This window comes from Motilibacter aurantiacus, from assembly GCF_011250645.1.
Classification (GTDB): Bacteria; Actinomycetota; Actinomycetes; order Motilibacterales; family Motilibacteraceae; genus Motilibacter_A; species Motilibacter_A aurantiacus.
Map to the genome: position 1 here is coordinate 47,037 of NZ_JAANNO010000010.1, position 22,598 is coordinate 69,634.

Below are 22,598 nucleotides of genomic sequence, written 5' to 3' on the forward strand. Positions count from 1 at the left end.
CCTCGCGCTGGGGGACCCGGCTCAGGCGTCGGGCTCGTCGCTGAACAAGGTCAGCTGCAGCCCGCCCGGCGCCGCGAGCCGGGCGTTGAGCGAGCCCCACGGCGTACGCGTCGGCCCGGCGATCACGTCCGCGCCGCCCGCTGCCAGCGCCTGCGTCGCCGCTGCGGAGTCCGGTACCTCGAGCGCGACCCGGACGTGCCCTGCCACCCGGCGCCCGACCTCGACCCGGTCGATGTGCTCGGCCTGACGGGCATCGAAGAGCTCGAGGCGGGCTCGCCCGACGTCGAGCAGCACGGCGCGGCCGTCGTCGGAGCTGTAGTCGGCGACGACGGGGAGCCCGAGCACGGTCCGGTAGAACTCGAGCGCGGCGTCGTAGTCCTCCGCGGTGACGACCAGGCGCAGCTCGCTCACGTGCATGTCTCATCCCTCGTGCCGACGACCGGAGAAAGGGGCAGGCCCCGCCCCCGCACCGTAGTGCGGGGACGGGGCCTGCAGCTCGCCGACTACTTGTTCAGGCCCCACGTCGCCTCGTACGCCTCACGGGCCGTGAGGTACGCGAGCCGGGCGGTCGCCTCGTTCACCAGCATGTCGCGGGCCTCCACGTCGCGGGCGTCGCCCTTGACCTGGTTCCTGACCTTGTCCACGAACGTCTGCAGGTAGCCGATCGCGCGGGCCTCGCTGCCGAGGTAGTTCTGCTCGACCGCCTTCTGCAGCGCGGCGCCGATGTTCGCGGTCGTCTTGTCGGAGACCGTCCCGTCGGCGTTGAACCGCTCGACCATCGACTCCAGCTCGAAGAGCGAGATCAACGGGTCACCGGGGTTGCACAGCTCCGCGGTGAAGAAGGTGCTGCCCGGGACGCACCGCCACATCGAGGGGTTGGTCCAGCTCGGTGCCTTGCGGACGTTCGTCGCCTGCTCGAAGGCGTAGCCCGCGGCGAGCAGCTTCGCCTCGCTGAAGGCCGAGCCGATGAACGTCACGCCGATCGGGTTGCGGCCCGCGCTGCCCGTGCCGTAGCCGGCCGGGACGGTGAGGACCGGGTAGCCCGCGCGGTCGGCGACGTTGACCAGCGCGCTGCCCGCGGGAGCCATCACGACGTCGAAGTCGTCGCTCGGGTCGCCCGGCGTGCCGTTGTCGAGCACCGTGTCGATGACGGCCTTGTTCGACGCCAGGCCCGCGGCCTTGTCCGCCTCGTACGCCGCGGCCGTGGCCGGGTCGGTCAGGTCGACCGCCTGGGCGGCGAGAAGGTCGCGCTGCTGGTACTTCAGGCCCTCGACCGGGTTCGCCGAGTTGTAGGCGACGACCTCCGCCAGCGACTTCGCACCCGTGCCGGCGGTGTCGGCGAGGTAGGCATCGAGGTCGCGCTCGAGCTCGCGGGTGACGATGCTCGCGGGGTTGGGGCTCGGGGTCCCGGCGGTCTTGGTGACCGTCGTGGCGCCGAGGCCCTGGACGGTCGTGACCGCCGCGGGGAACGGCGCTGCCGTGCTGCTGACGACGGCGACCCGCTTGCCGGAGAGCGCCGTCGGCGTGAGCCCGGACAGGTAGTCCGCAGCAACCGGGGCACCTGCCGTCGCGGGGTCCGCCGCGTCGGCGCCGGCCATGGCCTGCAGTGACAGGGCGGCGTCGTAGACGGTCTTCGTGATCGGGCCCGGCGAGTCCTGCGTCCTGGACACGGGAAGGACGCCGTCCCGGCTGACCCGGCCGACGGTGGGCTTGAGGCCGACGACGCCGGCCGCGTTCGCCGGGGCGATGAGCTGCGCAGTGTCCGTCGAGGACTCCAGGCCGACCGTGAAGGCGGCGAGCCCGGCGGCCGTCGCCGCGGCCGAGCCCGCGGAGGAGCCGGCCGGGGTCTTGTCAGTGTCGGAGGGCAGGAGCACCTGGCCGCCGAGCGAGGAGTAGCCCTCCGGCATGTTGGCGTCGACGACGCCGTTCAGCTCCGAGACGTTGGTCTTGCCGAGGACGATCGCGCCCGCCGCCTCGAGCTTCGCCACGACCGCCGAGTCGTTCTTGGGCATGGAGCCCTGCAGCGCGATCGAGCCACCCGTGGTGGGCAGGCCGGTCGCGTCGATCGTGTCGTCGAGCAGCACGGGGATGCCGTGCAGCGGTCCGCGCGTGCGGCCGGCGGCGCGCTCGCCGTCCAACGCCCTCGCCTCGGTGAGTGCCGCGGTGTTGAGCGACCGGACCGCCTGCACCGCGGGGCCCGCGGCGTTGACGGAGGCGATGCGGGCGAGGTACGCCTTGGTCAGCGTCTCCGCGGTGAGCGTCCCGGCGGTCATGCGCGCCTGCAGGCTCTGCGCCGACTCGGTCTCGAGGCTGAAGCCGAGATCAGGCATTGCGTATCCGGTGAGCGTCATGGCGTCGGTGTAGTCGGGGTTGCAGCTGCCCCGGTCACCGTACGGCTGCGGCGTCGCGGTGTCCGCGCAGCGGTACATGCTGGGGTTGACGTCGGAGACGCCCTGGGCCAGCTTCGTGGCCTGCTCGATGACGTACGCGACACCGATCAGGTTGCGCTCGCTCATGTTGTTGCCGTGGATGGACACGGCCTGCGTGCGGCGGGTCGTGGCGTTGTAGCCCATGGGGATGGTGATCTGCGGCGTGCCCGCGGTCGGGCCGCTCGGCACGGTGCCCAGGATGGCCAGGACGTCGTCGCTCGGGTCGTCCGGCGTGCCACCATTGATCATGGTGTCCATGGCTTTCCACTGCGCCGCGCGCCGGATCGGCATCGCCTCGCGGTAGGCCGTCTCGTTCGGGCCGCCCGGCGTCGTCTCCGCGGCCAGCGCGTTCACGTGGTTCTGGTTGCCGAACTTCAGCGCCTGGTGCTCGTTGGCGTGGTTGTCCGCGACCTCCTCGGCCAGGCTCTTGATGGGCGCGTTCGGGCCGAGGTTCTTGTAGTACTCGTCGATCGCCTTGTGCTGCTGGTAGGCGCTCGGGATCGCCGGCACGGTGCCGACCGCGACGGTCGGGCGCTCGACCATGACGGCGCCCGCCGCGACCAGGGCGTCGTACGCGATCCTCGCGGGGGTGCCCTCGGCGAACGTGCCGTTGTAGCCGATCTTCTTGCCCCGCACGAAGTTCAGGTCGAGCGCGGACATGTAGTCGGGCACGGCCTCCGGCGCGCGCTGGATCGACTGCTGCCAGTTCGGGCCGAAGACGGCGGCGTAGCCCGCCTCGTTCTTCGGGTCACGCCCGGCCATCGACTGCAGGTTCATCGCGGCGTTGGCGACCGTGCGGTCCATCGGACCCGCGGTGTCCTGCGAGGAGGAGATCGGGCCGATGCCGTACGCCGGCACGAGGCCGACCGTCGGGCGCAGGCCGACGAGCCCCTGCGTGCTCGACGGGCTGATGATCGAGCCGGAGGTCTCCGTGCCGACGACGAGCATCGAGAGCGCGGCCGCGCCCGCCGCGCCGCTGCCCGAGGACGAGCCGCTCGGGTTCTGGTCCGCGTCGACCGCGTTGAGCACCTGGCCGGTCAGGTTGGAGAAGCCCGACGGCTGGCTGCCGAAGCTGTTGGCGAACTCGGACAGGCCGAGCTTGCCGAGGATGACCACACCACGGGCCTTGAGCTTCTTGACGATCCCCGCGTCGTCCGCCGGGTAGGAGTGGCGCAGCGAGTAGTTGCCGTTCGACGTGTACATGCCCTTCACGTCGATCAGGTCCTTGAGCAGCACGGGAAGGCCGTGCGCAGGCCCGCGCACGATGCCCTGCGCGCGCTCCGCGTCGGCCTTCGCGGCCTCCCTGAGCGCGTTCTCGTTGAGCTGGGTGACGGCGTTCAGGCCGGGGCCGCGCTTGTTCAGCGCCTCGATGCGGTCGATGTACGCCTGCACCAGCTGGACCGAGGTCAGCTGGCCGGCCGCCATCATGCGCTCGGCGGTCACGCCGTCGAGCGTCTCGAGGTCGAGGACGGGAGCGGGCGCGGCGGCGGCGATGGCGGCACTGGTGGTTGCGGCGGTGGAGATGGGCACCGCGAGCGCGGCGGTGACGGCCATGGCCGCCACGAGAGAGCGGACGACGGGTCTGGGCACTACGGCTCCTCAGCAAGGGCGGGAAAGCGGCCCGATCGTGCCGAGGCGCTGTTTCGCCCGCGTGAAGCCGCGAATTCCGTCCCGTGAAGCCGTTGGCGAGTCTCAGGCCACGAGCAACGAGCCGGCATGCCGGCGCATCAGCAGGCGCGGGACGCTCGGGGCGAGCAGGTGCACCAGGCGCCGCCGGAGCGTACGCCGCGGGCAGCCGACGACGATGACCGCGGCGTTCAACTGGGCGGCCAGCTCGTCGAGCGCGGCTCCGACCGGGCCGGACAGGACGACGAAGCGCCAGCGCACCTCCTCGAGCTCGAAGAGGGCGGCGAGCTGCTGCTCCATCTCGCGGACCTGGAGCTCCTCGGCCTCCTGCAGCACGAACCCGGCCCCCATGAGGCCGGCGAACGAGTGCACGGGGGAGGGTGTCGGGACGTGCGCCGCGACGACGGTCGCCCCGAGCTCGCGAGCGGTGCCGGCGGCTGCCAGCGCGGCGCAGCGCGACGACCGGCTGCCGTCGACCCCCACCACGACCACCGGGCCGTACGGCCCGTTGCCGGCCAGGCCGTCGTCCTCGCTGCGACGCTGCAGCCACTCGCTCATCGCGCCCTCCTGGAAGGGACATCCCACGTGCCTTGCCAGGCTATGCGCACGATCGCGCGCAGCACGTCGCGTGACGCGATCGTGACCTCGACGGCGCCCGCCGGGCTGCCCGCCGGCGCCGGTGGGGCTACTCCTGCACCGGTGTGCCGCCGTCCGCGGGCTGCATGCGCCGCACGTACGCGTCGAGCAGCGTCGAGTCGGCCAGCAGCCCCTGGGTGTAGAGCTCGAGCGCGGGCAGCGCGAACGTCCGGTAGTAGGCCTGCAGCGCTCCGGCGAGGTCGCCGTCGACGGGCGGGTGACGGCGCAGGTGGACGAGGAGGGCGCCGATGCCGACGTAGCCGAGGTACTGCGCCCGCGCGGCCTCGTCCCGGCTCCTGCGCAGCCGCCCCTCGGCCACGCCCTCGCGCAGGTATGCCTGGGCGTCCTCGACCATGCGGTCGAAGAGCCGGGCGGCGAGGTCGCCACCGGCGAGCAGCGCGTGGACGACGTAGCCGACGACGGGGACGTACTCCTCGATCGAGGCCAGCGCGGAGAGCAGGCTCGTGGGGTCCCCGCGGGTGAGGGTGGTCGTCCGGGCCTCGCGGACGATCCGCAGCACCTCGTCGTCGCACTCGGCACGAAGGCCAGCCTTGCTACCGAAGTGGTGGATCACCAGTGCCGGGCTTACGCCTGCGGCTGCTGCGATGGCGCGCAGCGACGCGTCGAACCCCTCGCGCCCGAACTGCCGAATAGCGATGTCACGTATCCGCGCCCGGGCCGACGCGTCCGTGCCTTTCACCGGGTCAACTTGCACAGTCGCGGCCGCTGCCGTCAAGCCGGGTCAGTGGTGGACGGCGTCCTCGTGGGCACGGTGGCCCGCCGGCTCGAGCTGGAACGTGCTGTGCTCGACGTCGAAGTGCTCGGCCAGGCAGTCGCGCAGCGTGTCGAGGATGCTGGCCTCGCACCCCTGGGCTGCTCCCGCGCAGTCGGGCGTGGACCGCCCCGGCTCCACCACGATGTGGGCGCTCATGACCGGCAGGCCGCTGGTGATGGTCCAGACGTGCAGGTCGTGCACGTCGAGCACCCCCGGCGTCCGCAGGATGTGGTCGCGCACGTGGCCCACGTCGACGCCGCGCGGAGTCGCCTCCAGCAGCACGTCGATCGCCTCGCGCAGCAGCGACCACGTGCGCGGGAGGATCATCAGCGCCACCGCGACCGAGGCCACCGCGTCCGCCCGGCGCAAGCCGGTGGTGAGCAGGACGACGGCGGCCACGATGACCGCGGCCGAGCCGAGCAGGTCCCCGAGCACCTCGAGGTAGGCGCCGCGGACGTTCAGGCTCTCCTTGGCCCCGCGCGACAGCAGCAGCAGGCCGACGGCGTTGGCCACCAGGCCGACCAGCGCGAACGCGAGCATCGTGCCGCCCGCGACCTCGGGCGGGTCGGACCAGCGCCGCCCGGCCTCGATCAGCACGAAGACGGCGACCACCGCGAGCAGCGTCGCGTTGACCACGGCGGCGAGGATCTCCAGCCGCAGGTAGCCGAAGGTGCGCTGGGTCGTGGCCGGCATGGACGCGAAGGTGACGGCGAGCACGGCGATGAGCAGCCCGGCGGCGTCGGTGAAGGCGTGCCCGGCGTCCGCGAGCAGCGCGAGGCTGCCCGAGAGCACGCCCCCGATGACCTGGACGACCACGACCGTGGCCGTGATCGCCAGGACGACGAGCAGCCGCGCGCGGTGCGCCTGCGCCGAGCCGTGGCCGTGGCCGTGGCCGTGCGAGTGCCCCGCGCCCACGTCAGGCGCTCTCGCAGTCGACGGCGATGACGACCTCGAGCAGGTCGGCCAGCGCGTGGGTGAGGTGGCCGTCGACGAGCTCGTAGCGGACCTGGCGTCCCTCCGGCGTGCCGACCACCAGGCCGCAGCCGCGCAGGCAGGTCAGGTGGTTGGAGACGTTGGATCGGCTGAGGCCGAGCTCGGCCGCCAGCTGCGCCGGGTACGCCGGCCCGTCGGCCAGCGCGACGAGGATCCGCGACCGGGTGGGGTCGGCCAGGGCACGCCCCAGCCGGGTCAGCACGGCGGTCCGGGTCTCGAGCGTCAGCACGGTCAGAAGATACAGCCGTCGCTGAACCGTGCGCCAACCCTGCCGCACGGCCCGCCACACCTCGACAGGGGCGCTCAGGCCGGGCGCTCCTCGCCCTCGCGCACGGCCGGCGCGGCGTTCCGCCGTGCCCTCCGGCCGCGCGCCACCTCGGTGGCGAGGGCGTCGAGCGGCTGGTCGAAGCCCCCCAGCGGATCGGCGAGCGCGGCGAGCCACGCCTGCGCGGCGCACAGGCCCTCCGGCTCGAGTGAGTAGAGGCGTCGCGTGCCCTCGGCCCGCACCGCGACCAGCCCGGCCTCGCGGAGCACCCGCAGGTGCTGGGAGACGCTGGGCTGAGTGATGGGTGCCTGCGCCTGCAGCGAGGACACGATGGCCCCCGCCGGCTGCTCGCCGGCGGCCAGCAGGCCGAGGATGCGCCGCCGCGTGCCGTCCCCGAGGGCCTCGAACACGGCGTCCACTCAGCTGCCGGACGTGTCCTCGGGCACGGTCGTGTAGAAGGCGAGGGTGCGCACGGCCGCCTCGTGCGCCGGGCCGGGCTCGTCCCCGTCGGCGACGGCGGCGTGCGCCCACCCCGTGGCGGCGGCCCGGACGTACTCGATGCCCTCCGGCGAGGTGGCGAAGGCGGCCGCCTCCGCAGGGTCCACCGCAGCGCCGGTCTCGAGGTGCAACCCCAGGCCCATGAGCGCGAGGTCCCAGCCGACGCCCACCGCGCCCGGCCCGAACTGCTCCCAGAACACCGGGTCCACCGGCGACTCGTGGGTCAGCTCGAGCAGCGTCCCCTCGCCCGTCTCCGACAGCGAGACCGCGAGCCAGGACACGACGTCGCCGAACTCCCACGTCACGTCGAAGCGCTCCGGCGCCACGCAGCTCTCGATGCTGCCGCTCGCATTGCCCTCCGTGCGGTACGTGCCGCCGACCCGGAGGTCCCCGCTCACCGGCAGGAACCACCGCACGATGCGCTCGGGCTGCGTGAGGGCCTGCCACAGGTCCTCGCGGCCGGTGGGGTAGGTGCGCCGGGCCACGGCGACCCTCGTCGGCGCTCCGTCGCGGGTGCCGCTGCGGACCTCGCGGGCGACGAGGCCGGCGGTGGCGACCGGGTCCTTCAGCATGCGCGCTCCTTGTATAGGTGATGGCCTATGGAAGACCCTGGCACGGCAGGGCGGGCGACGCAAGGGGCCTGCCGACCCCGACGACCACCCGCGCCGTCATGCTGACGGGAGAGGCACCGGAGTCGGTGGTCGTCGTGTCGCAGGCTTGTCGTGTCGGGGGCTTGTCGTGTCGGAGGCTGTCGTGTCGGAGGCTGTCGTGTCGGAGATCGCGTCGGTCAGCCAGGCGTTCCACTGGGGCCTGCTGGAGCTCAGCGACGCGGACTCCCTCGACGAGCTCCCGGACTGGGACAGTGACTCGGGCTGGGTGGTCGGGCGTCACGGGTTCCTCCTGCGGGTGCGACACGCCGACGACATCGAGGTCCCGGACGACCTCGAGGTTCCCGAGGACCTCGGGGACGACGAGGACCTGCCCGAGTTCCTGGTCGAGCTCACGTTCCTCCGTGGCGGCGCGCCCGGCGCTGCCGTCACGAGGGACGTGTCCCTCGAGGTCCCCTCGGGCCGGCTGCTCATCGGGGACTCCGACGGCGGGACGGAGATCGAGCTGCCGGCTCCGGGCCGGTGGCGGGTGCAGGTCCAGGCCGTGCCCGAGGACGTCCCGGAGCAGGTCAGGTTCTACATAGCTCCGGACGACGGAGAAGCTGCTTCCTAGAGCTCAGTAGCGGCATCGACGTGCGAACCTCAGGCGCGCCGCCGTCGCCGGGACCGGGGACCTCGCGTCGTCTTCTCCGCCTGGCCCGCGCTGGCTGAGCGGTCCGGAGCCATGTGGCCCGTGGCGCCGGACAGGCCCGGCCGAGACCTGGTCGCGCTGGACATCGCTCACGCAGCCGCCGCTCGGGACGGCCGGCTCGCCTGGCTCGAAGAGGCCGCCGACTCGGCGGACCACGACGGTTGCCGTCGCCCGCCCGGACGGGACGCAGCGTCGCGCGATGGCCGCTGTGCGCTCCGGCGGGGAGAACCCGATGTCACCTGCTCCAGCGTCACCTGGGTGCCCGACGGTTCAGCTCTGCTCCTCCTACGGTCGTTCGGGGAGCTCGGGGGGGTAGCCCCGCGGCTGTCGGACGTCCATCGCATCGCCGTTGACGGCTCGTCACGACCTGAGCGGCTGACGGCGAGGTCGGACACCTACGCGACGCCGGTGGCGGACCCGAGCGATCCCACCCGGGCCTACGCCGGGCTGTCCACCGGTGTGGTGGCCCTGGTCGCGGGTGCAGCACCACGACGCATTCCAGGGACCGAAAGCCTTCGTCCGTTCGATCTTGCCGTCACGCCGGACGGTGATCATCTGGTGGTCGGGCACCGCTCGGAGGTCGACCCGGACACGTTTCAACAGGGTTCCCGGATGTTCACCGTCAACGCCGACGGGACCGAGGTGAACATTCTCTACAACCCTCCCGGCACCGCTTCTCGCGCCGAACACGGCCTCGCGCAGCTCCGCGTCGGGCAGGCAGGACGCCCCGCCCAGGGCGACGAGCCACGGCGCGGTGGCGGGGTCGTTCGACGGAAAGGTGCCCGTCCGCGACAGCCGGCGGAGCGCGCCACGCCCGGTCCACGTGGGCACGTAGGCCGCCTGCGGACCCGGAGGCCGGCGCAGGCTCCTGCGCAGCAGGCCGTCGCGGCAGAGGCGGCCGGCGAGCCCGGCGACGCGCTCGTCGAGCGCCACGTCCCACCACAGCTGCTCCACCCGGCGCCCGGGGGCCAGGTCGAGGGCGTCCACGAGGGCGGCCTCGACGTCGTGCCGCGGGCGCGGGTCGACCGGGTCGAGCTCCCCGGTCGTGCGGGCACGCACGTCCCCGCGCAGGACGAGCGCCGCGACCGCCGTGTCCACGACCCGGCGCGGCCCCCCGGCGACGTACGCCGCCTCGTACGAGCCCAGTTCCTGCGTCTCGGCCATCGGCTCCTCCGCGGACGGTTCGGCCCCACCATCCTTGTCGATGCAGCCCCTGCCCGCACGGACACGCGGCAGGCCGCGCCTGCGACGATTCCCGCCGTGAACCCGGCACCACCCTCCTCCCGCAGCCCGCTCGCGGCCCTCTGGCACCACCACCGGCGCTACCGCCGGCGCGTCGTGGCCGCCGTGGCCTGCACGAGCGTCAACACCGCGATGGACGTCGCGCCCGAGATCCTGCTGGGTGCCGCGGTCGACGTCGTGGTGCGCGGCGACGACTCGTTCGTGGCGTCGACCCTCGGCATCGACGGCCGCTTCAGCCAGCTGCTCGTGATCGCCGCCCTGAACGCCCTCGTGTGGGCGTTGGAGTCGCTGTCGGACTACGTCGCCTCCCTGCTCTGGCGGGGGCTGGCGCAGACCGTCCAGCACGACCTGCGGGTGGAGGCGTACGCCAACGTGCAGCGGCTCGACGTCGCGTGGCACGAGCGGACCCCGCCGGGCAAGGTGCTCTCGATCCTCAACGACGACGTCAACCAGCTGGAGCGGTTCCTGGACGTCGGGGCCCGCACGATCCTGCACACGGCCTGGACGGTCGTGCTCGTCGGCGCCGTGTTCGCCGCCACCTCCTGGCAGCTGACCCTGCTGGCGTTCCTGCCCGTCCCGGTCATCGTGCTGGGGTCGATCCGCTTCCAGCGCCGGCTCGAGCCGTTGTACGCCGCGGTCCGCGAGGCCGCGGGCGAGGTGAGCGCCACCCTGTCGGCGAACCTCGGCGGCCTGGCGACGATCAAGGCGTTCACCGCCGAGGACCGCGAGACCGCCCGGGTGGCCCGCGTGTCGCAGGACTACCGCGCGGCCAACCGGCGGGCCATCGCGTCGTCGTCGGCCTTCGTGCCGCTGATCCGGATGGCGATCCTCGCCGGGTTCACCTCGACCCTGCTGCTCGGCGGCTGGCTCGTCTTCGAGGGCCGGCTCGAGGTGGGTCTCTACTCCGTGCTCGTCTTCCTCACCCAGCGGCTGCTCTGGCCGCTCACCGACCTGGGGCAGACGCTCGACCTCTACCAGCGGGCCATGGCGTCCACCCGGCGGATCTTCGCGCTGCTCGAGGAGGAGCCGCACGGCGTCGACGGCAGTCTCGTCCTGCCCGTCCCGGCGCGGGGGGCGCTGGAGCTGCGGGGCGTGCGGTTCGGGTACGACGACGGCCCGGACGTGCTGCGCGGCATCGACCTCGTGGTCCCCGCCGGCGAGACCCACGCGGTCGTCGGCTCGACCGGCGCCGGCAAGTCCAGCCTGCTCCGGCTCGTGCTGCGCTTCTCCGACCCGCGGGCGGGCCAGGTGCTGCTCGACGGCGTCGACGTGCGCGACCTCGCGTGGGAGTCGCTGCGCGGCGCGATCGGCTACGTCAGCCAGGACGTGTTCCTCTTCCACGGCAGCGTGCGCGACAACATCGCCTACGGCCGGCCCGACGCATCCGACGCGGAGGTCGAGGAAGCGGCCCGGCTCGCGGAGGCGCACGGCTTCATCACCGACCTGCCCGACGCGTACGCCACCATGGTCGGGGAGCGCGGGCTCACCCTCTCCGGGGGGCAGCGCCAGCGCATCGCGCTGGCCCGCGCGATCCTGCGCGACCCGGCGCTGCTCGTCCTCGACGAGGCGACCTCGGCGGTGGACAACGAGACCGAGGCGGCCATCCAGCGCTCGCTCGCGGTCGTCACCGCACAGCGCACGGCCCTCGTCGTCGCGCACCGCCTCTCGACCGTGCGCGACGCGCACCGGATCTGGGTGCTCGCGCACGGGCGCGTCGCCGAGTCCGGCACGCACGACGAGCTGGTCGCGGCGGGCGGGATCTACGCCCAGCTGTGGGCCGTGCAGACCGGGTCGGCCGTCGCCGGCCCCGCCCACCGCTGAAGGACGGCCGCGGCGCGGGTGAGAGCCCGGGATAACGGGCAACGCGCAAGGGCGGGCACGCAGGCCCGCCCGACGGCCGGAGGCCACGCATGACCGAGCCCGCTCCCGCCCTGTCCCGCCGCGGCCTGCTGACCGGCGCCGCCGTCGCAGCCGGCACCATCGCCCTGCCCGCCACCGCGTACGCCGCGCCCGCGCCGCCGCGGCCGGCCCGGCCCGTCCCCGTCGGGTTCGTGCTCTCGCACGAGCAGTTCCAGACCCAGGCCCTCGTGCAGTGGGGCGCGCAGGCCGAGGCGGCCGGGTTCGGCCTGATGTGGACCAGCGACCACCTCCAGCCCTGGCAGGACGTCCAGGGCCACTCGATGCACCCCTGGATGACCCAGGCGCTGCTCAGCGCCGCGACGAGCCGCGCGACGTTCGGCACCGGCGTCACGTGCCCGATCTACCGCTACCACCCCAGCGAGGTCGCCCAGGCGTGGGCCACGCTCGGGATCCTCGCCCCCGGGCGCGTCTTCCTCGGCGTCGGGACCGGCGAGGCGCTCAACGAGAAGGCCGGCACCGGGCAGTTCGGGCCGTACGCCGAGCGCGCCGCGCGGCTCGTCGAGGCCGTCCAGCTCATCCGCCGGCTGTGGGAGGGCGAGCGCGTCACCTGGTCCGGGACGTACTACTCCGTCGACCGCTTCCAGCTCTACGACGTCCCCGAGCGCCCGGTGCCGATCTACATGGCCGCCAGCGGGCCGAAGAGCGCGTACAACGCCGGGCTGCACGGGGACGGCTGGATCTGCAGCGCCGCCGACATCCGCAAGCCCGAGCTGCGCGACGCCTTCGCCCGTGGGGCGCGGGCGGCCGGCAAGGACCCCGACGCGATGCCCAAGTACGTCGAGGTGTTCGTGAACGTGGGCGACGGGCCCGGCCTGGAGTACGCCGCGAAGCGCTGGCGGTTCACGGTCGACCCCTGGGACCCGTCGCTGCTCTACGACCCGGACCCGGTCTCCATCCAGCAGAAGGCCAACTCCTACTGGCCGCTGCCGCAGGTCTACGGCTCCTGGCCCAAGACCGGCGACCCCGCCGACCACGTCGCGGCGCTCCAGGGAGTCCTGGACCTGGGCGGGACGCCGTTCGTCCACTCCGGACAGCGGAACCAGTCTGCGGTGATCGACTTCTACGGGCGCCACGTCCTGCCGCAGCTGAAGGTCTGAGAGCCCCCGGCACGACCGGGAGTCGCCTCGTTACGCTGCGTGGGTAGGACGGGCGAAGGAAGCAATCCGGGCGAGGAGAGGCGGGGCAGGGATGCGACTGCGGTGGAGGGGCCGTCCGACCACCGGCACGCGCACGGCGGCCTGCGCCCTTGCGCTGGCGACGGTGCTGGCCGGCTGCAGCGGTGGGAGCGGCGACGAGGACGACGCGGCCGTTCCGGACGGCGGCGGCCGGGCGGCGATCGCGCTGATCGAGCCGGCGTCGCTCACCCCGCCCAACGTCGCCGAGTCGGCCGGGCAGGAGATCGTCGACGCGCTGTTCACCGGCCTGGTCGACTACGACGAGTCCGGTGCCCCACGCCGGACGGGGCTCGCCTCCTCGATCACCACGCAGGACCGCAAGCAGTGGACGATCACCCTGGCGGAGGGGTGGACGTTCCACGACGGCACGCCCATCACGTCCTCCTCCTTCGTCGACGCCTGGAACTACGGCGCCAGCACCGGGCAGGCCAACAGCTCCTACTACTCGCTCATCGAGGGGTACGACGAGGTGGCCCCCGCCGACGACGCTCCCGCCCCCACCGCGACCGGGAGGGCGATGTCCGGGCTGAAGGTCGTCGACGAGCGCACCTTCACCGTCACGCTCTCCCAGCCCGACAACAGCTTCGAGACCCAGCTCGGGTACGCGGCCTTCTTCCCGCTGCCGCCCGAGGCGCTCGAGGACCCGAAGGCGTACGACGACGCCCCCATCGGCAACGGGCCGTTCCGCATGCAGGGCACCTGGCAGCACGAGCAGCTCATCGCCGTCGAGCGCTGGGACGACTACAAGGGCGAGAAGCCCAAGCTGCAGGGGATCGACTTCAAGCTCTTCGGCTCGATGGACACCGCGTACAACGAGCTGCTCGCCGGCGAGGTCGACGTCATGACCTCGCTGCCGGCGGCCCAGCTGGCGACGGCCCCGGAGGAGTTCGGGGACCGCTATCGGACGTTCCCGTCCTCCTACTTCGCCTACCTCGGGCTGCCCAGCGCCGACCCGGAGCTGCGCGACGTCCGCGTGCGCAGGGCGCTGTCGATGGCCATCGACCGCCAGCAGCTCAGCGACGTCGTGTTCCACGGCACCCGGGTGCCCGCCGACGCGTACGTCGGGCCCACGGTCCCGGGATACCGGTCGGGCAGCTGCGGGCAGACGTGCACCTTCGACCCGGTGCAGGCCAGGACGCTGCTCGCCGCGGGCGGCGGCCTCGACTCGATCACCGTGACCTACAACGCCGACGGCCCGCACAAGGAGTGGGTCGAGGCCCTGTGCAACCAGGTCTCCTCCAACCTGGACGTGCAGTGCGTCGCGACCCCGGTGCCCGACTTCAGCGTGCTCGTCGAGCGGCTGATGCGCGCCGCCGAGGAGGAGCAGCCGTTCGGGCCGTTCCGCATGGCGTACTCCCAGGACTGGCCGACGCTGGAGAACTACCTGACCTCGCTCTACAGCAGCGCCGGCTCGAACAACCTCTACGGCTACGCCGACGAGGAGGTGGACTCGCTGATCGCGAAGGGCCGCTCCCGGCCCGACCAGCAGGCCGCCATCCCGGACTGGCAGGCGGCGGAGGACCGGGTGGCCGAGGACGTGCCGGTCATCCCGCTCTTCTTCGGCACCACGGCGACGCTGCGCTCCGAGCGCGTGCAGGACCTGCAGGTCGACACCTTCGAGCGCATCGACAAGATCGCCCTCTCCGTCACCGAGTAGCGCCCCGGGTGCACGACGGCGGCGCCGGGCATCCGCCCGGCGCCGCCGTTCTCGCTGGCTCGCCCGTCAGGCGACGACCGTCACCACGACGCGACGGTTGGGGGCGCGGTCCTCGCGCGTCCCGCCCTTGACCACGTGGTGCGTGCCGCCGTAGCTCTTGACCGAGGTCGCGGCGTCCACGCCCTGGCGCTTGAGCTCGGCGCACACGGCCTGCGCCCGCTTCAGGCCGAGCGCCCGGTTGGCCGCGGTGTCGCCGCCGTCGGTGTAGCCGTCGCACCGCAGCCGCTTGGCGCCCTCGAGGCCCGCCGCCGCGGCCTTGACCGCGCGGAGGCCGGCCGGCGTCAGCTTGCCCGACTGGTACTGGAAGAGCGCGTCGCCGGTGAGCACGAGCGAGGACCCGGGGATCAGCACCGCCTTGTCGCCCTTGGCCATGTCGATGGCGACGGGCTTCTTCGCCGGCACGCTGAGCGTGACCTGCGCGACCGGGGAGGAGCCGGCGGCGTTGAGGGCCACGACCGAGACCTTGTAGGTCGTGCCGGCCTTGAGGCCCTTGAGCGGCACGACGCCACCCGCGGCGCCGACCTTCACGGTCCGCTGGTTGCCCTCGTCGTCGGTGAGCGTGACGACGTAGCCCGTCACGTCGGACCCACCGTCGTTCGCCGGGCCGGCGATGCGGACGGCCACCGCGGAGTCGGTCTTCGCGGCCACCGTGACCTTGGCGGTCCCGGCGACGGTCAGCGGGGTGGCGACAGCGGCCGTGCTCGTGGTCGAGACGCCCGCCGTGTTCGTCGCGGTGACGACCAGCGTGTAGGCCGTGCCGTTCTTGAGCCCGGGGATGGTCGCGGCGCCGCCCTCGGCGCCGAGCGTCACGGTGTGGTTGCCGGGCTGGGCGGTGACGGTGTAGCCGGTGACCGGCGAGCCGCCGTTGGAGGCCGGCGGGACCACGGTGACGACGAGCTTGCCGTTGCCGGTCTGGACGCCGCCGATCGCGGGCGCCGCCGGCGGGGTGACGACCGGGGCGGCCACCGGCTTCGGGGCCGGGGCCGGGACCACGACCGGGGCCAGAGCCGCGACCGGGGCCGGCGGGGCCGGCGCCACCACCGGAGCGGGGGCGGCGGTCCAGACCTGCTCGACGGTGGCCGTGCGCAGGGTGCCGCCGATCGTGCCGGTGAGCGTGACCACGTCGGTGCCGGCGCCGGAGCCGACGACCGTGAAGGTGGCCTTGCCGTCGGCGTCGGTGACGGCGGTCTGCGTGCGGCCGGCGTTCGGGCCGCTGGTGACGGTGAAGGTGACGGTCACGCCCACCCGCGGGGAGCCGCTGTTGTCCTTGAGGACGGCCGTGAAGACGCGGGTGGTGCCGGTCTCGGCCGAGGTCGGGTCGGCCTGCAGGTCGAAGTTCTTCGGCAGGCTGACCGAGCCGCCGCCGATCGAGACGGCGACCGCCGGGTCCAGCGGGTTCGGGTACGGCCAGTCGACGAGCGGGACCAGCGAGCCGGTGTCGCCGGTGAAGTAGCCGTGCCAGCAGGCCTCGACGAGCGAGTTGGTGAGCCCCGGGAACGCGGTCTGACCCGCCGTGGTCACCGCCGGGCCGCCGTTGCAGCCGCCGCTGTTGTAGCGCGCGGTGGGCAGCAGCGCGGAGAGCCAGCCGTACTGGCCCATGTTGGAGAAGAGCCCGCCACCGTTGTTCACGAAGTCGGCGATGTTGTCGGCGTTGCTGGTCAGCTTGGTCTGCACCGACGTGTTGCCCGAGACCGGGTCCGGGACCCAGACGACCGCGGGCTTGAGCGAGCCGTCCGCGATGCCGGCGAACAGGACGTCGGGGTCGGTGTAGTACGCGACCGTCGGGGTCGGCGTGATCCGCGAGAGGAACGCCGGCATCTTCGAGCCGATCGTGCCACCGCACGAGTTGCTGCTCTCGGTCATCCCGACGACGGCGATGCTGCCGTCGTTGGCGTTGCGCGCCTGGCCCTGCAGGCCCTTGAGCACCTCGGCGATGTAGCCGTCGGTGCTCTCGCCCATGGTGGCGTGGCAGACCGGGTCCATGCCGTCCAGCACGACCGGCCCGCCGGAGGCGGCGGCCGCTGCGACCGTCGAGCCACCGAACGACAGGCCCGCGGCCGTCACCAGCGAGGCACCCACGCCCACGGCCAGCCCGACGACCGTCCGAGCGCGTGCCCGTCGGGACACATCCTGTGTCTTCATCTCTCTCCCTGCAGATCCGGCGGGCGGGATCCGCCCGGGCGACACGTCGCGTGTCGCCTTCCTGATCGACGGGGTTTCGGCGGGGGTTAGCCGATCCGGCCGAGAAGCGGGCCCCATACCCTGCTCGGTAGGCGTGGGGCCCGCCCGGGGAACTGATCGCCGCGACGCCACACAGATACGGCGGGCGGGACACGTGACCGACGCGACAGGCGGTCTGCGAGCAGTGGAGCCCCCGGTCGGATTCGAACCGACGACCTACCGCTTACAAGGCGGTTGCTCTGACCAACTGAGCTACAGGGGCGCGCGACGAGGGTACCGACCCCGACGCGCTCAGGCCCCCGCGCGGATCGCTGCCTCGGCGTCCCGGGTGACGCGGCGCTCGACCACGAACGAGAGGAACGGGACGGCCCCGGCCAGCAGGACCGCGACGATCCGCGGCTTGGACCAGCGCGCCTTCATCCCCAGGTCGAACGCCACGATCAGGTAGGCGATGTAGCAGGCGCCGTGGATGGGCGAGAACGTCTCGGAGAACTCCGGGTGGCCCCCGATGTAGCGGACCGGCATCGCCACGAGGACGAGGATCAGCAGCATCACGCCGACGATGTAGGCCATGACTCGGTAGCGCTTCAGGGCAGAGCTCACGACGATGTCCTCAGGGGCTCGGCCGGCCGGTCGCCGGCGGTTGTTCCGGCCGGGATGCCGGCCTCGCTGTCGTGCCTGCTGCCCGCAGGTGGGCTGTCGTCGGCCTCGGGCAGGAAGCGCCACCACATGAAGACGGCGAAGGCGGCGAAGACCCACCACTGGATCGCGTACGCGAAGTTCTGCAGGGGGAAGCCGCCCCCCGGCCGGTGCACCCACAGCTCCACCGGCTCCGGCGCGGCCGCGACGCGCGGGGCCTCCGACGCCGCGACGACCAGCAGGTTGTAGAGCGGGGCCTGCACCGTCGCGAGCAGCTCCACGGGGCTCGCGGCGAGCACCTGGCCCGCGGGCAGGCCCTCGTCGCCGACGTCGTCGACGGGCTCGGCGGGCTGCACCCGGCCGGTCAGGGTCACCGGGCCGGACGGGAGGTCGGCGGCGGCCGCGTCAGGGCTCTCGACCCAGCCGCGCACGACCGGCACGACGTCGCCGCCGGCTGCGGCCCGCAGCGGCGCGAGCAGCCAGTAGCCCTGCCGCCCCCGCAGCTCGCGGTCGGGCAGGAGCAGCTGCCCGCCGGGGAGGTACTCGCCCTCGACGGTCACGAGCCGTCCCAGGGCGCTCTCGGACACCTCCTCCTGGCCGGGCCGGGCGAGGGCCGTCAGCGGCACGGCGGGGTCGTCGCGCACGACGACCGTCCCGCGCGCCTTGTCCAGGAAGCGCTCCAGCTGCCAGGAGCCCAGCCAGCCGAACGCGACCAGGACCACGGCCAGCAGGGCATGGAGCACCAGCGCGCTCGTTGTCCACAGCCGCCGGCTCACGCCGGAAACGCTACCCGGGACTGCGGCAGGATCCGGTGCGGTGCGCGTCACCCTCACCGTCGTCGACCCCGCCACGCGGCAGGGGTGCGACGTGATCGTGGACGCGCCCGCGGGCTCGCCCGTCGGCGAGGTGGTCGACCTGCTCGCCGCACGGCTGCGCGGGTCGGCGGCGGGCCCGGCCACCGCGTACGTCGCGGGCCGGCCGGTGGGACGGGCCGAGCCGCTCGCCGGCTCGCCGCTGCACGACGGGGCCCTGGTCGGGCTGGACGCGCCCGCGGAGTGGCCGCTGCCGCCGTCCGTGCTCGAGCTGCGGGTGGTCGGCGGAGTGGGGGCCGGCACGGTGGCCGGCCTCGCGCCCGGGCGCGTACGCGTGGGCCCTTCCGCCGCCGCCGGGGTGACGCTGCCCGGAGCCGCACCGGGCGGCCTGGAGCTCGACGTGGCGCCGGACGGCTCGTGCACGGTGCACGGGGACGGGTCCCTCGACGGCAGCCCCCTGGCCGGGGAGGCCGGATGGGCTGCGGGCGCCTTCCTGCGGTCCGGGAGCTGCCTGCTGGCGGTCGGCCCGCCGCGGTCCCCCGCGCTGGACGTCCACCCGGCTGCGGACGGCGGGCTCGAGGTGAGCCGCCCGCCGCGGCTGCTGCCGGCCGCGGGCACGACCGCGTACCGGCTGCCGCGGGCGCCCGCCGAGCCCCAGCGCCGCCCGCTGCCCGTCCTCATGGCGTTGCTGCCGCTCGCGCTGTCCGTCGTGCTCGCCTGGTCGGCGGGGAGCCCCCGCTACCTGCTGTTCGGCCTGCTCAGCCCGGTGACGCTGCTCGCCGGCGCAGTCGCGGACCGGCGCGCGGGCCGCCGGTCGCACCGTGCGCTCGTGCGCGAGCACGCGGAGCGGCGGGCGGCCGTGATGGCCGACGCGGAGGCCGCGCTGGCGGCCGAGCGCACGGCCCGGCGGGACGGCTTGCCCGACCCGGTCGCCGTCCGGGCGGCCGCGCTCGGGCCGGGGCGACGGCTGTGGGAGCGGCGGCGCGAGGACCCGGACTTCCTGCTGCTGCGGGTGGGCACCGGCGTCGTCCCCGCCGAGGTCACGCTCGAGGACCCCGACCGCGAGGAGCACCGTCGGCGGGTGCCGCTGGAGCTGGACGGCGTGCCCGTGGGCGTGGCGCTCGCCCGTCACGGCGTGATCGGGGTGGCCGGCCCGGGCGCGCGAGGCACCGCCTCCTGGCTGGCCCTGCAGGCCGCCGCCCTGCACCCTCCGGGGGACCTGCAGGTCCTCGTGCTCGCCGGCCGCGACACGGCCGCCGACTGGGAGTGGGCGCGGTGGCTGCCGCACTGCCGGCCCTCGCTGGGCCAGGACTGCGCGGTGCTGCTGGCGGTCGAGGCCGAGGACGTGGCCCGTCGGCTGGCCGAGCTGGCGGCGTTGGTCGCCCGGCGCACGCAGGCGCGAGACCCGGTGGCGGCCGCGCAGGTGCTGGACGAGCCGGCGCTGCTCGTGGTGGTCGACGGCGCGCGCCGGCTGCGCCCGCTGCCCGGGCTCGTGCAGGCCCTGCGGGACGGGCCGGGTGCCCGGGTCCACGTCGTGTGCGTCGAGGCGGAGGAGCGGCTGCTCCCGGCCGAGTGCCGGGCCGTCGTGTCACCGGGGCCGGACGGCCTGCTCCGGGTGGCCGAGCAGCACGGGCCGGACGTCGGCGCCGTCCTCCCCGACGCGGTGGCCCCGGCCTGGTGCGAGGAGGTGGCCCGGGCGCTGGCCCCGCTGCGGGAGGGGGCACGCGACGCAGCGGAGGCCGCCCTGCCGCCCGCGAGCCGGCTGCTCGAGGTGCTCGGGCTCGACCCGCCGACCCCGGAGGGGGTACGCGCGCGCTGGGCCCGTGCCGGCGCGCGCACGCTCGCCGTGCTCGGCGAGGCGCTCGACGGCCCGTTCGCCGTCGACCTGGGCCGCGACGGCCCGCACGCGCTCGTGGCCGGCACGACGGGCGCCGGCAAGTCCGAGCTGCTGCAGACCCTCGTCGCGACGCTCGCCGCGTCGTACCCGCCGGAGCGGGTGTCGTTCGTCCTCGTGGACTACAAGGGCGGCGCGGCCTTCGCCGACTGCGCCGCGCTGCCGCACACCGTCGGCATGGTCACCGACCTCGACGGCTCGCTCGTGGAGCGGGCACTGGCCTCGCTGCGGGCCGAGCTCGTACGCCGCGAGCACCTGCTGGCCGCCGCGGGCGCCAAGGACGTGGACGACCACCTCGCGCGGGGGGACGGCGCCGAGCCGCTGCCGCGGCTGCTGATCGTGATCGACGAGTTCGCGTCGCTGGCCCGTGAGCTGCCCGGCTTCGTGACCGGGCTCGTCGACATCGCCCAGCGGGGGCGCTCGCTGGGGATCTCGCTGGTGCTGGCGACACAGCGCCCGTCCGGCGCGGTGTCGCCGGAGATCCGGGCGAACACCAACGTGCGCATCGCGCTCCGCATGACCGACGGCGCCGAGAGCGGGGACGTCATCGACGCCCCGGACGCGGGGCGGATCCCCCGGCAGCTGCCGGGGCGCGCGTACGCCCGCCTCGGCCACGCCTCGCTCGTCCCGTTCCAGGCGGCCCGGGTGGGCGGCACGCCGCCGCGCGCCACGGCCGAGCAGCCGCCGCGGGTGCTCCCTTTCGACCGCGCCGCGCTGGCCCGCCCGTGGCCGGCGCCCGGGCAGCCCGCCGCGGCCGCGGCGACGGCGGTGACCGACCTGTCGGCCCTCGTGGCGGCGGTCCGGGACGCGGCGGCGCAGGCGGGGTCCCGGCCGCCGCGGCGCCCCTGGCTGCCCCCGCTGCCGGAGGCGCTCGCGCTGGACGGCCTGCCCGGCGTGGCGGGCGCGGCGGCGTACGGCCTGCTCGACCGGCCGGCTGCGCAGGCCCAGGAGCCGGCCGCCGTGGCGCTCGCGTCCTTCGGGCACCTGGGCGTGGTGGGCGCGCCGCGCTCCGGGCGCACCACCGCCCTGCGCACGCTGGCGGCCGCCCTGGCGACCGCGCACCCGTCGGCCGACCTGCACCTGTACGCGCTGGACTGCGGGGGCGGCGGGCTGCAGGGGCTCGTGGAGCTCCCGCACTGCGGAGCGGTGGTGGGACGGGCCGAGCCCGAGCGCGCGGCCCGGCTGCTCGCCCACCTGGCCGGCGAGGCCCGGCGCCGGCAGGAGGCGCTGGCGGCCGGCGGCTACGCCGACATCGGCGAGCAGCGCGCGGGCGAGCCCGCCGGCCTGCGGCTGCCGCACGTGGTGCTGCTGGTCGACCGGTGGGAGGGCCTCGTCGCGGCGCTCGGCGAGGCCGACGGCGGCCGGCTGGTCGACGAGGTCACGGCGCTGCTGCGCGAGGGCGCGAGCGTCGGGCTGCACGTCGTGGTCGCGGGCGACCGGAGCCTGCTGCTCGGGCGGGTCGGGGCAGCGATCGAGGACAAGCTGTTGCTGCGGCTCGCCGACCCCGCCGACTACGCGCTGGCCGGGGTGTCGCCGCGCTGCCTGCCGCCCGACGGGCTACCCGCGGGCCGGGCGCTGCGCTCGGACTCCGCCGAGCCGGTGCAGGTCGCGCTCCTCGACGGGGCCCTGTCCGGACGGGAGCAGGCGGCCGCCCTGCGCCGGCTGGGCGAGCGGCTGGCCCGGCGGGACGCCGCCCTTCCCGCCGCGTCGCGCCCGCCGCGGGTCGACGCTCTGCCCGCCCGGGTGTCCTTCGAGCAGGCCTGGCAGCTGCGCCCGGAGGGCTGGCTGCCGCAGCACGCGCTCGTCGGGGTCGGCGGCGACACGCTCGCGGCGCAGGGGCCGGACCTGTCCGCCGGGGCCGGGGGCTTCCTCGTCGCGGGGCCACCCCGCTCCGGGCGCTCGACGGTGCTGCTCACGATGGCCCGGTCGCTGCTGGCGGGGGGCACCGGCCTGGTGCTCGTCGCGCCGCGGGCGTCCCCGCTGCGCGCCCTCGCCGGGCGGCCGGGCGTCGTGCAGGTGCTCGAGGACGCCGCCCTCCCGGCGGCCACCCTCGCGTCCGCGCTCGGCCGGCTCGCGCCGGGGCGCGGGGCGCTGCTGCTCGACGACGCCGACCTGCTGCGCGACTGCCCCGCGCGCGAGGTGCTGCTCGACGCCGTGCGGGAGGCAGCCGACGGCGGGCGGGCCGTGGTCGCGGCCGGCTCGGTCGACGAGGGGTTCGCCGGGTTCAGCGGATGGCAGGTCGAGCTGCGCAAGGCCCGGTGCGGGGTGCTGCTCGCCCCGCAGGGCCTGGCCGACGGGGACCTCATCGGCGTACGCCTCCCCCGCGGGCTGGTCGGCGGCCCCGTCCGGCCCGGCCGGGCGCTGGCTCAGCTCGGCGACGGCCGGCTGCTCACCCTGCAGGTGCCGGCTCCCTGAGGGCACGTCCCGGGCCTGTGGACGGCGCCCGCGCGCAGGGCCCGGTTGCGGCCAGGATCGCCGTCGTCGACGCGGATGCCCT

At 74.7% G+C, this 22,598-nt stretch carries 17 protein-coding genes and 1 tRNA gene; 5 read left to right on the forward strand and 13 right to left on the reverse strand.

Annotated elements, in window-relative coordinates; translation table 11 throughout:
* Nucleotides 1-21: 21 nt before the first annotated feature.
* The 8 genes from G9H72_RS16180 to G9H72_RS16215 all read right to left on the reverse strand — a co-directional run bounded on the left by G9H72_RS16180 (nt 22) and on the right by G9H72_RS16215 (nt 7,794).
* Nucleotides 22-417 (reverse strand): VOC family protein, encoded by a 396-nt coding sequence (locus G9H72_RS16180; RefSeq protein WP_166172961.1) that lies wholly within the window; start codon nt 415-417, stop codon nt 22-24.
* 86 nt (nt 418-503) lie between these two features.
* Nucleotides 504-4,019 (reverse strand): amidase family protein, encoded by a 3,516-nt coding sequence (locus tag G9H72_RS16185; RefSeq protein ID WP_166172963.1) that lies wholly within the window; start codon nt 4,017-4,019, stop codon nt 504-506.
* Nucleotides 4,020-4,121: 102 nt separating this feature from the next.
* Nucleotides 4,122-4,613 carry a universal stress protein gene (locus G9H72_RS16190; RefSeq protein WP_166172965.1) on the reverse strand — a complete coding sequence of 164 codons (492 nt, stop codon included), beginning with the start codon at nt 4,611-4,613 and terminating at the stop codon, nt 4,122-4,124.
* Nucleotides 4,614-4,740: 127 nt separating this feature from the next.
* Nucleotides 4,741-5,391, reverse strand: a complete 651-nt coding sequence (locus G9H72_RS16195; protein WP_166172967.1) for a TetR/AcrR family transcriptional regulator — start codon at nt 5,389-5,391, stop codon at nt 4,741-4,743.
* 42 nt (nt 5,392-5,433) lie between these two features.
* On the reverse strand, nt 5,434-6,381 hold the full coding sequence (locus tag G9H72_RS16200) for a cation diffusion facilitator family transporter (protein WP_166172970.1): 948 nt from the start codon (nt 6,379-6,381) through the stop codon (nt 5,434-5,436).
* Between the two features lies 1 nt (nt 6,382).
* On the reverse strand, nt 6,383-6,688 hold the full coding sequence (cmtR, locus tag G9H72_RS16205) for a Cd(II)/Pb(II)-sensing metalloregulatory transcriptional regulator CmtR (protein ID WP_166172972.1): 306 nt from the start codon (nt 6,686-6,688) through the stop codon (nt 6,383-6,385).
* A 74-nt stretch (nt 6,689-6,762) separates the two neighbouring features.
* A complete protein-coding gene (locus G9H72_RS16210) occupies nt 6,763-7,143 on the reverse strand; it encodes an ArsR/SmtB family transcription factor (RefSeq protein WP_166172974.1) in 381 nt (126 codons plus the stop codon).
* Nucleotides 7,144-7,794 carry an SRPBCC family protein gene (locus G9H72_RS16215; RefSeq protein ID WP_166172976.1) on the reverse strand — a complete coding sequence of 217 codons (651 nt, stop codon included), beginning with the start codon at nt 7,792-7,794 and terminating at the stop codon, nt 7,144-7,146.
* 181 nt (nt 7,795-7,975) lie between these two features.
* Between G9H72_RS16215 and G9H72_RS16220 the strand changes: the two genes are divergently transcribed.
* Complete coding sequence (locus tag G9H72_RS16220; protein ID WP_166172978.1) at nt 7,976-8,443, forward strand: hypothetical protein; 468 nt, start codon at nt 7,976-7,978, stop codon at nt 8,441-8,443.
* 438 nt (nt 8,444-8,881) lie between these two features.
* Here the strand turns inward: G9H72_RS16220 and G9H72_RS16225 are convergent, their stop codons facing one another.
* On the reverse strand, nt 8,882-9,685 hold the full coding sequence (locus G9H72_RS16225; protein WP_166172980.1) for a TIGR04222 domain-containing membrane protein: 804 nt from the start codon (nt 9,683-9,685) through the stop codon (nt 8,882-8,884).
* Nucleotides 9,686-9,781: 96 nt separating this feature from the next.
* Between G9H72_RS16225 and G9H72_RS16230 the strand changes: the two genes are divergently transcribed.
* The 3 genes from G9H72_RS16230 (at nt 9,782) to G9H72_RS16240 (ending at nt 14,515) form a co-directional block, all read left to right on the forward strand.
* Nucleotides 9,782-11,584, forward strand: a complete 1,803-nt coding sequence (locus G9H72_RS16230; protein ID WP_331272366.1) for an ABC transporter ATP-binding protein — start codon at nt 9,782-9,784, stop codon at nt 11,582-11,584.
* 89 nt (nt 11,585-11,673) lie between these two features.
* Complete coding sequence (locus G9H72_RS16235; RefSeq protein ID WP_166172982.1) at nt 11,674-12,780, forward strand: TIGR03557 family F420-dependent LLM class oxidoreductase; 1,107 nt, start codon at nt 11,674-11,676, stop codon at nt 12,778-12,780.
* Between the two features lie 91 nt (nt 12,781-12,871).
* Nucleotides 12,872-14,515, forward strand: coding sequence for a peptide ABC transporter substrate-binding protein (locus G9H72_RS16240; protein ID WP_166172984.1), 1,644 nt, complete (start codon nt 12,872-12,874; stop codon nt 14,513-14,515).
* Nucleotides 14,516-14,581: 66 nt separating this feature from the next.
* On the opposite strand, the gene G9H72_RS16245 is transcribed toward G9H72_RS16240, so the two are convergent.
* The 4 genes from G9H72_RS16245 to G9H72_RS23125 form a co-directional block, all read right to left on the reverse strand.
* Complete coding sequence (locus tag G9H72_RS16245) at nt 14,582-16,717, reverse strand: OmpA family protein (protein ID WP_166172986.1); 2,136 nt, start codon at nt 16,715-16,717, stop codon at nt 14,582-14,584.
* Nucleotides 16,718-16,941: 224 nt separating this feature from the next.
* Nucleotides 16,942-17,018, reverse strand: a tRNA-Thr gene (locus G9H72_RS16250).
* Between the two features lie 29 nt (nt 17,019-17,047).
* Nucleotides 17,048-17,359, reverse strand: a complete 312-nt coding sequence (locus G9H72_RS16255) for a DUF3817 domain-containing protein (RefSeq protein WP_166172988.1) — start codon at nt 17,357-17,359, stop codon at nt 17,048-17,050.
* On the reverse strand, nt 17,356-18,171 hold the full coding sequence (locus G9H72_RS23125; protein ID WP_166172990.1) for an SURF1 family protein: 816 nt from the start codon (nt 18,169-18,171) through the stop codon (nt 17,356-17,358). The genes G9H72_RS16255 and G9H72_RS23125 overlap by 4 nt, the downstream gene beginning before the upstream one ends.
* A gap of 40 nt (nt 18,172-18,211) precedes the next feature.
* Between G9H72_RS23125 and G9H72_RS16265 the strand changes: the two genes are divergently transcribed.
* On the forward strand, nt 18,212-22,516 hold the full coding sequence (locus G9H72_RS16265; protein ID WP_166172992.1) for an FtsK/SpoIIIE domain-containing protein: 4,305 nt from the start codon (nt 18,212-18,214) through the stop codon (nt 22,514-22,516).
* Nucleotides 22,517-22,598: the final 82 nt, after the last annotated feature.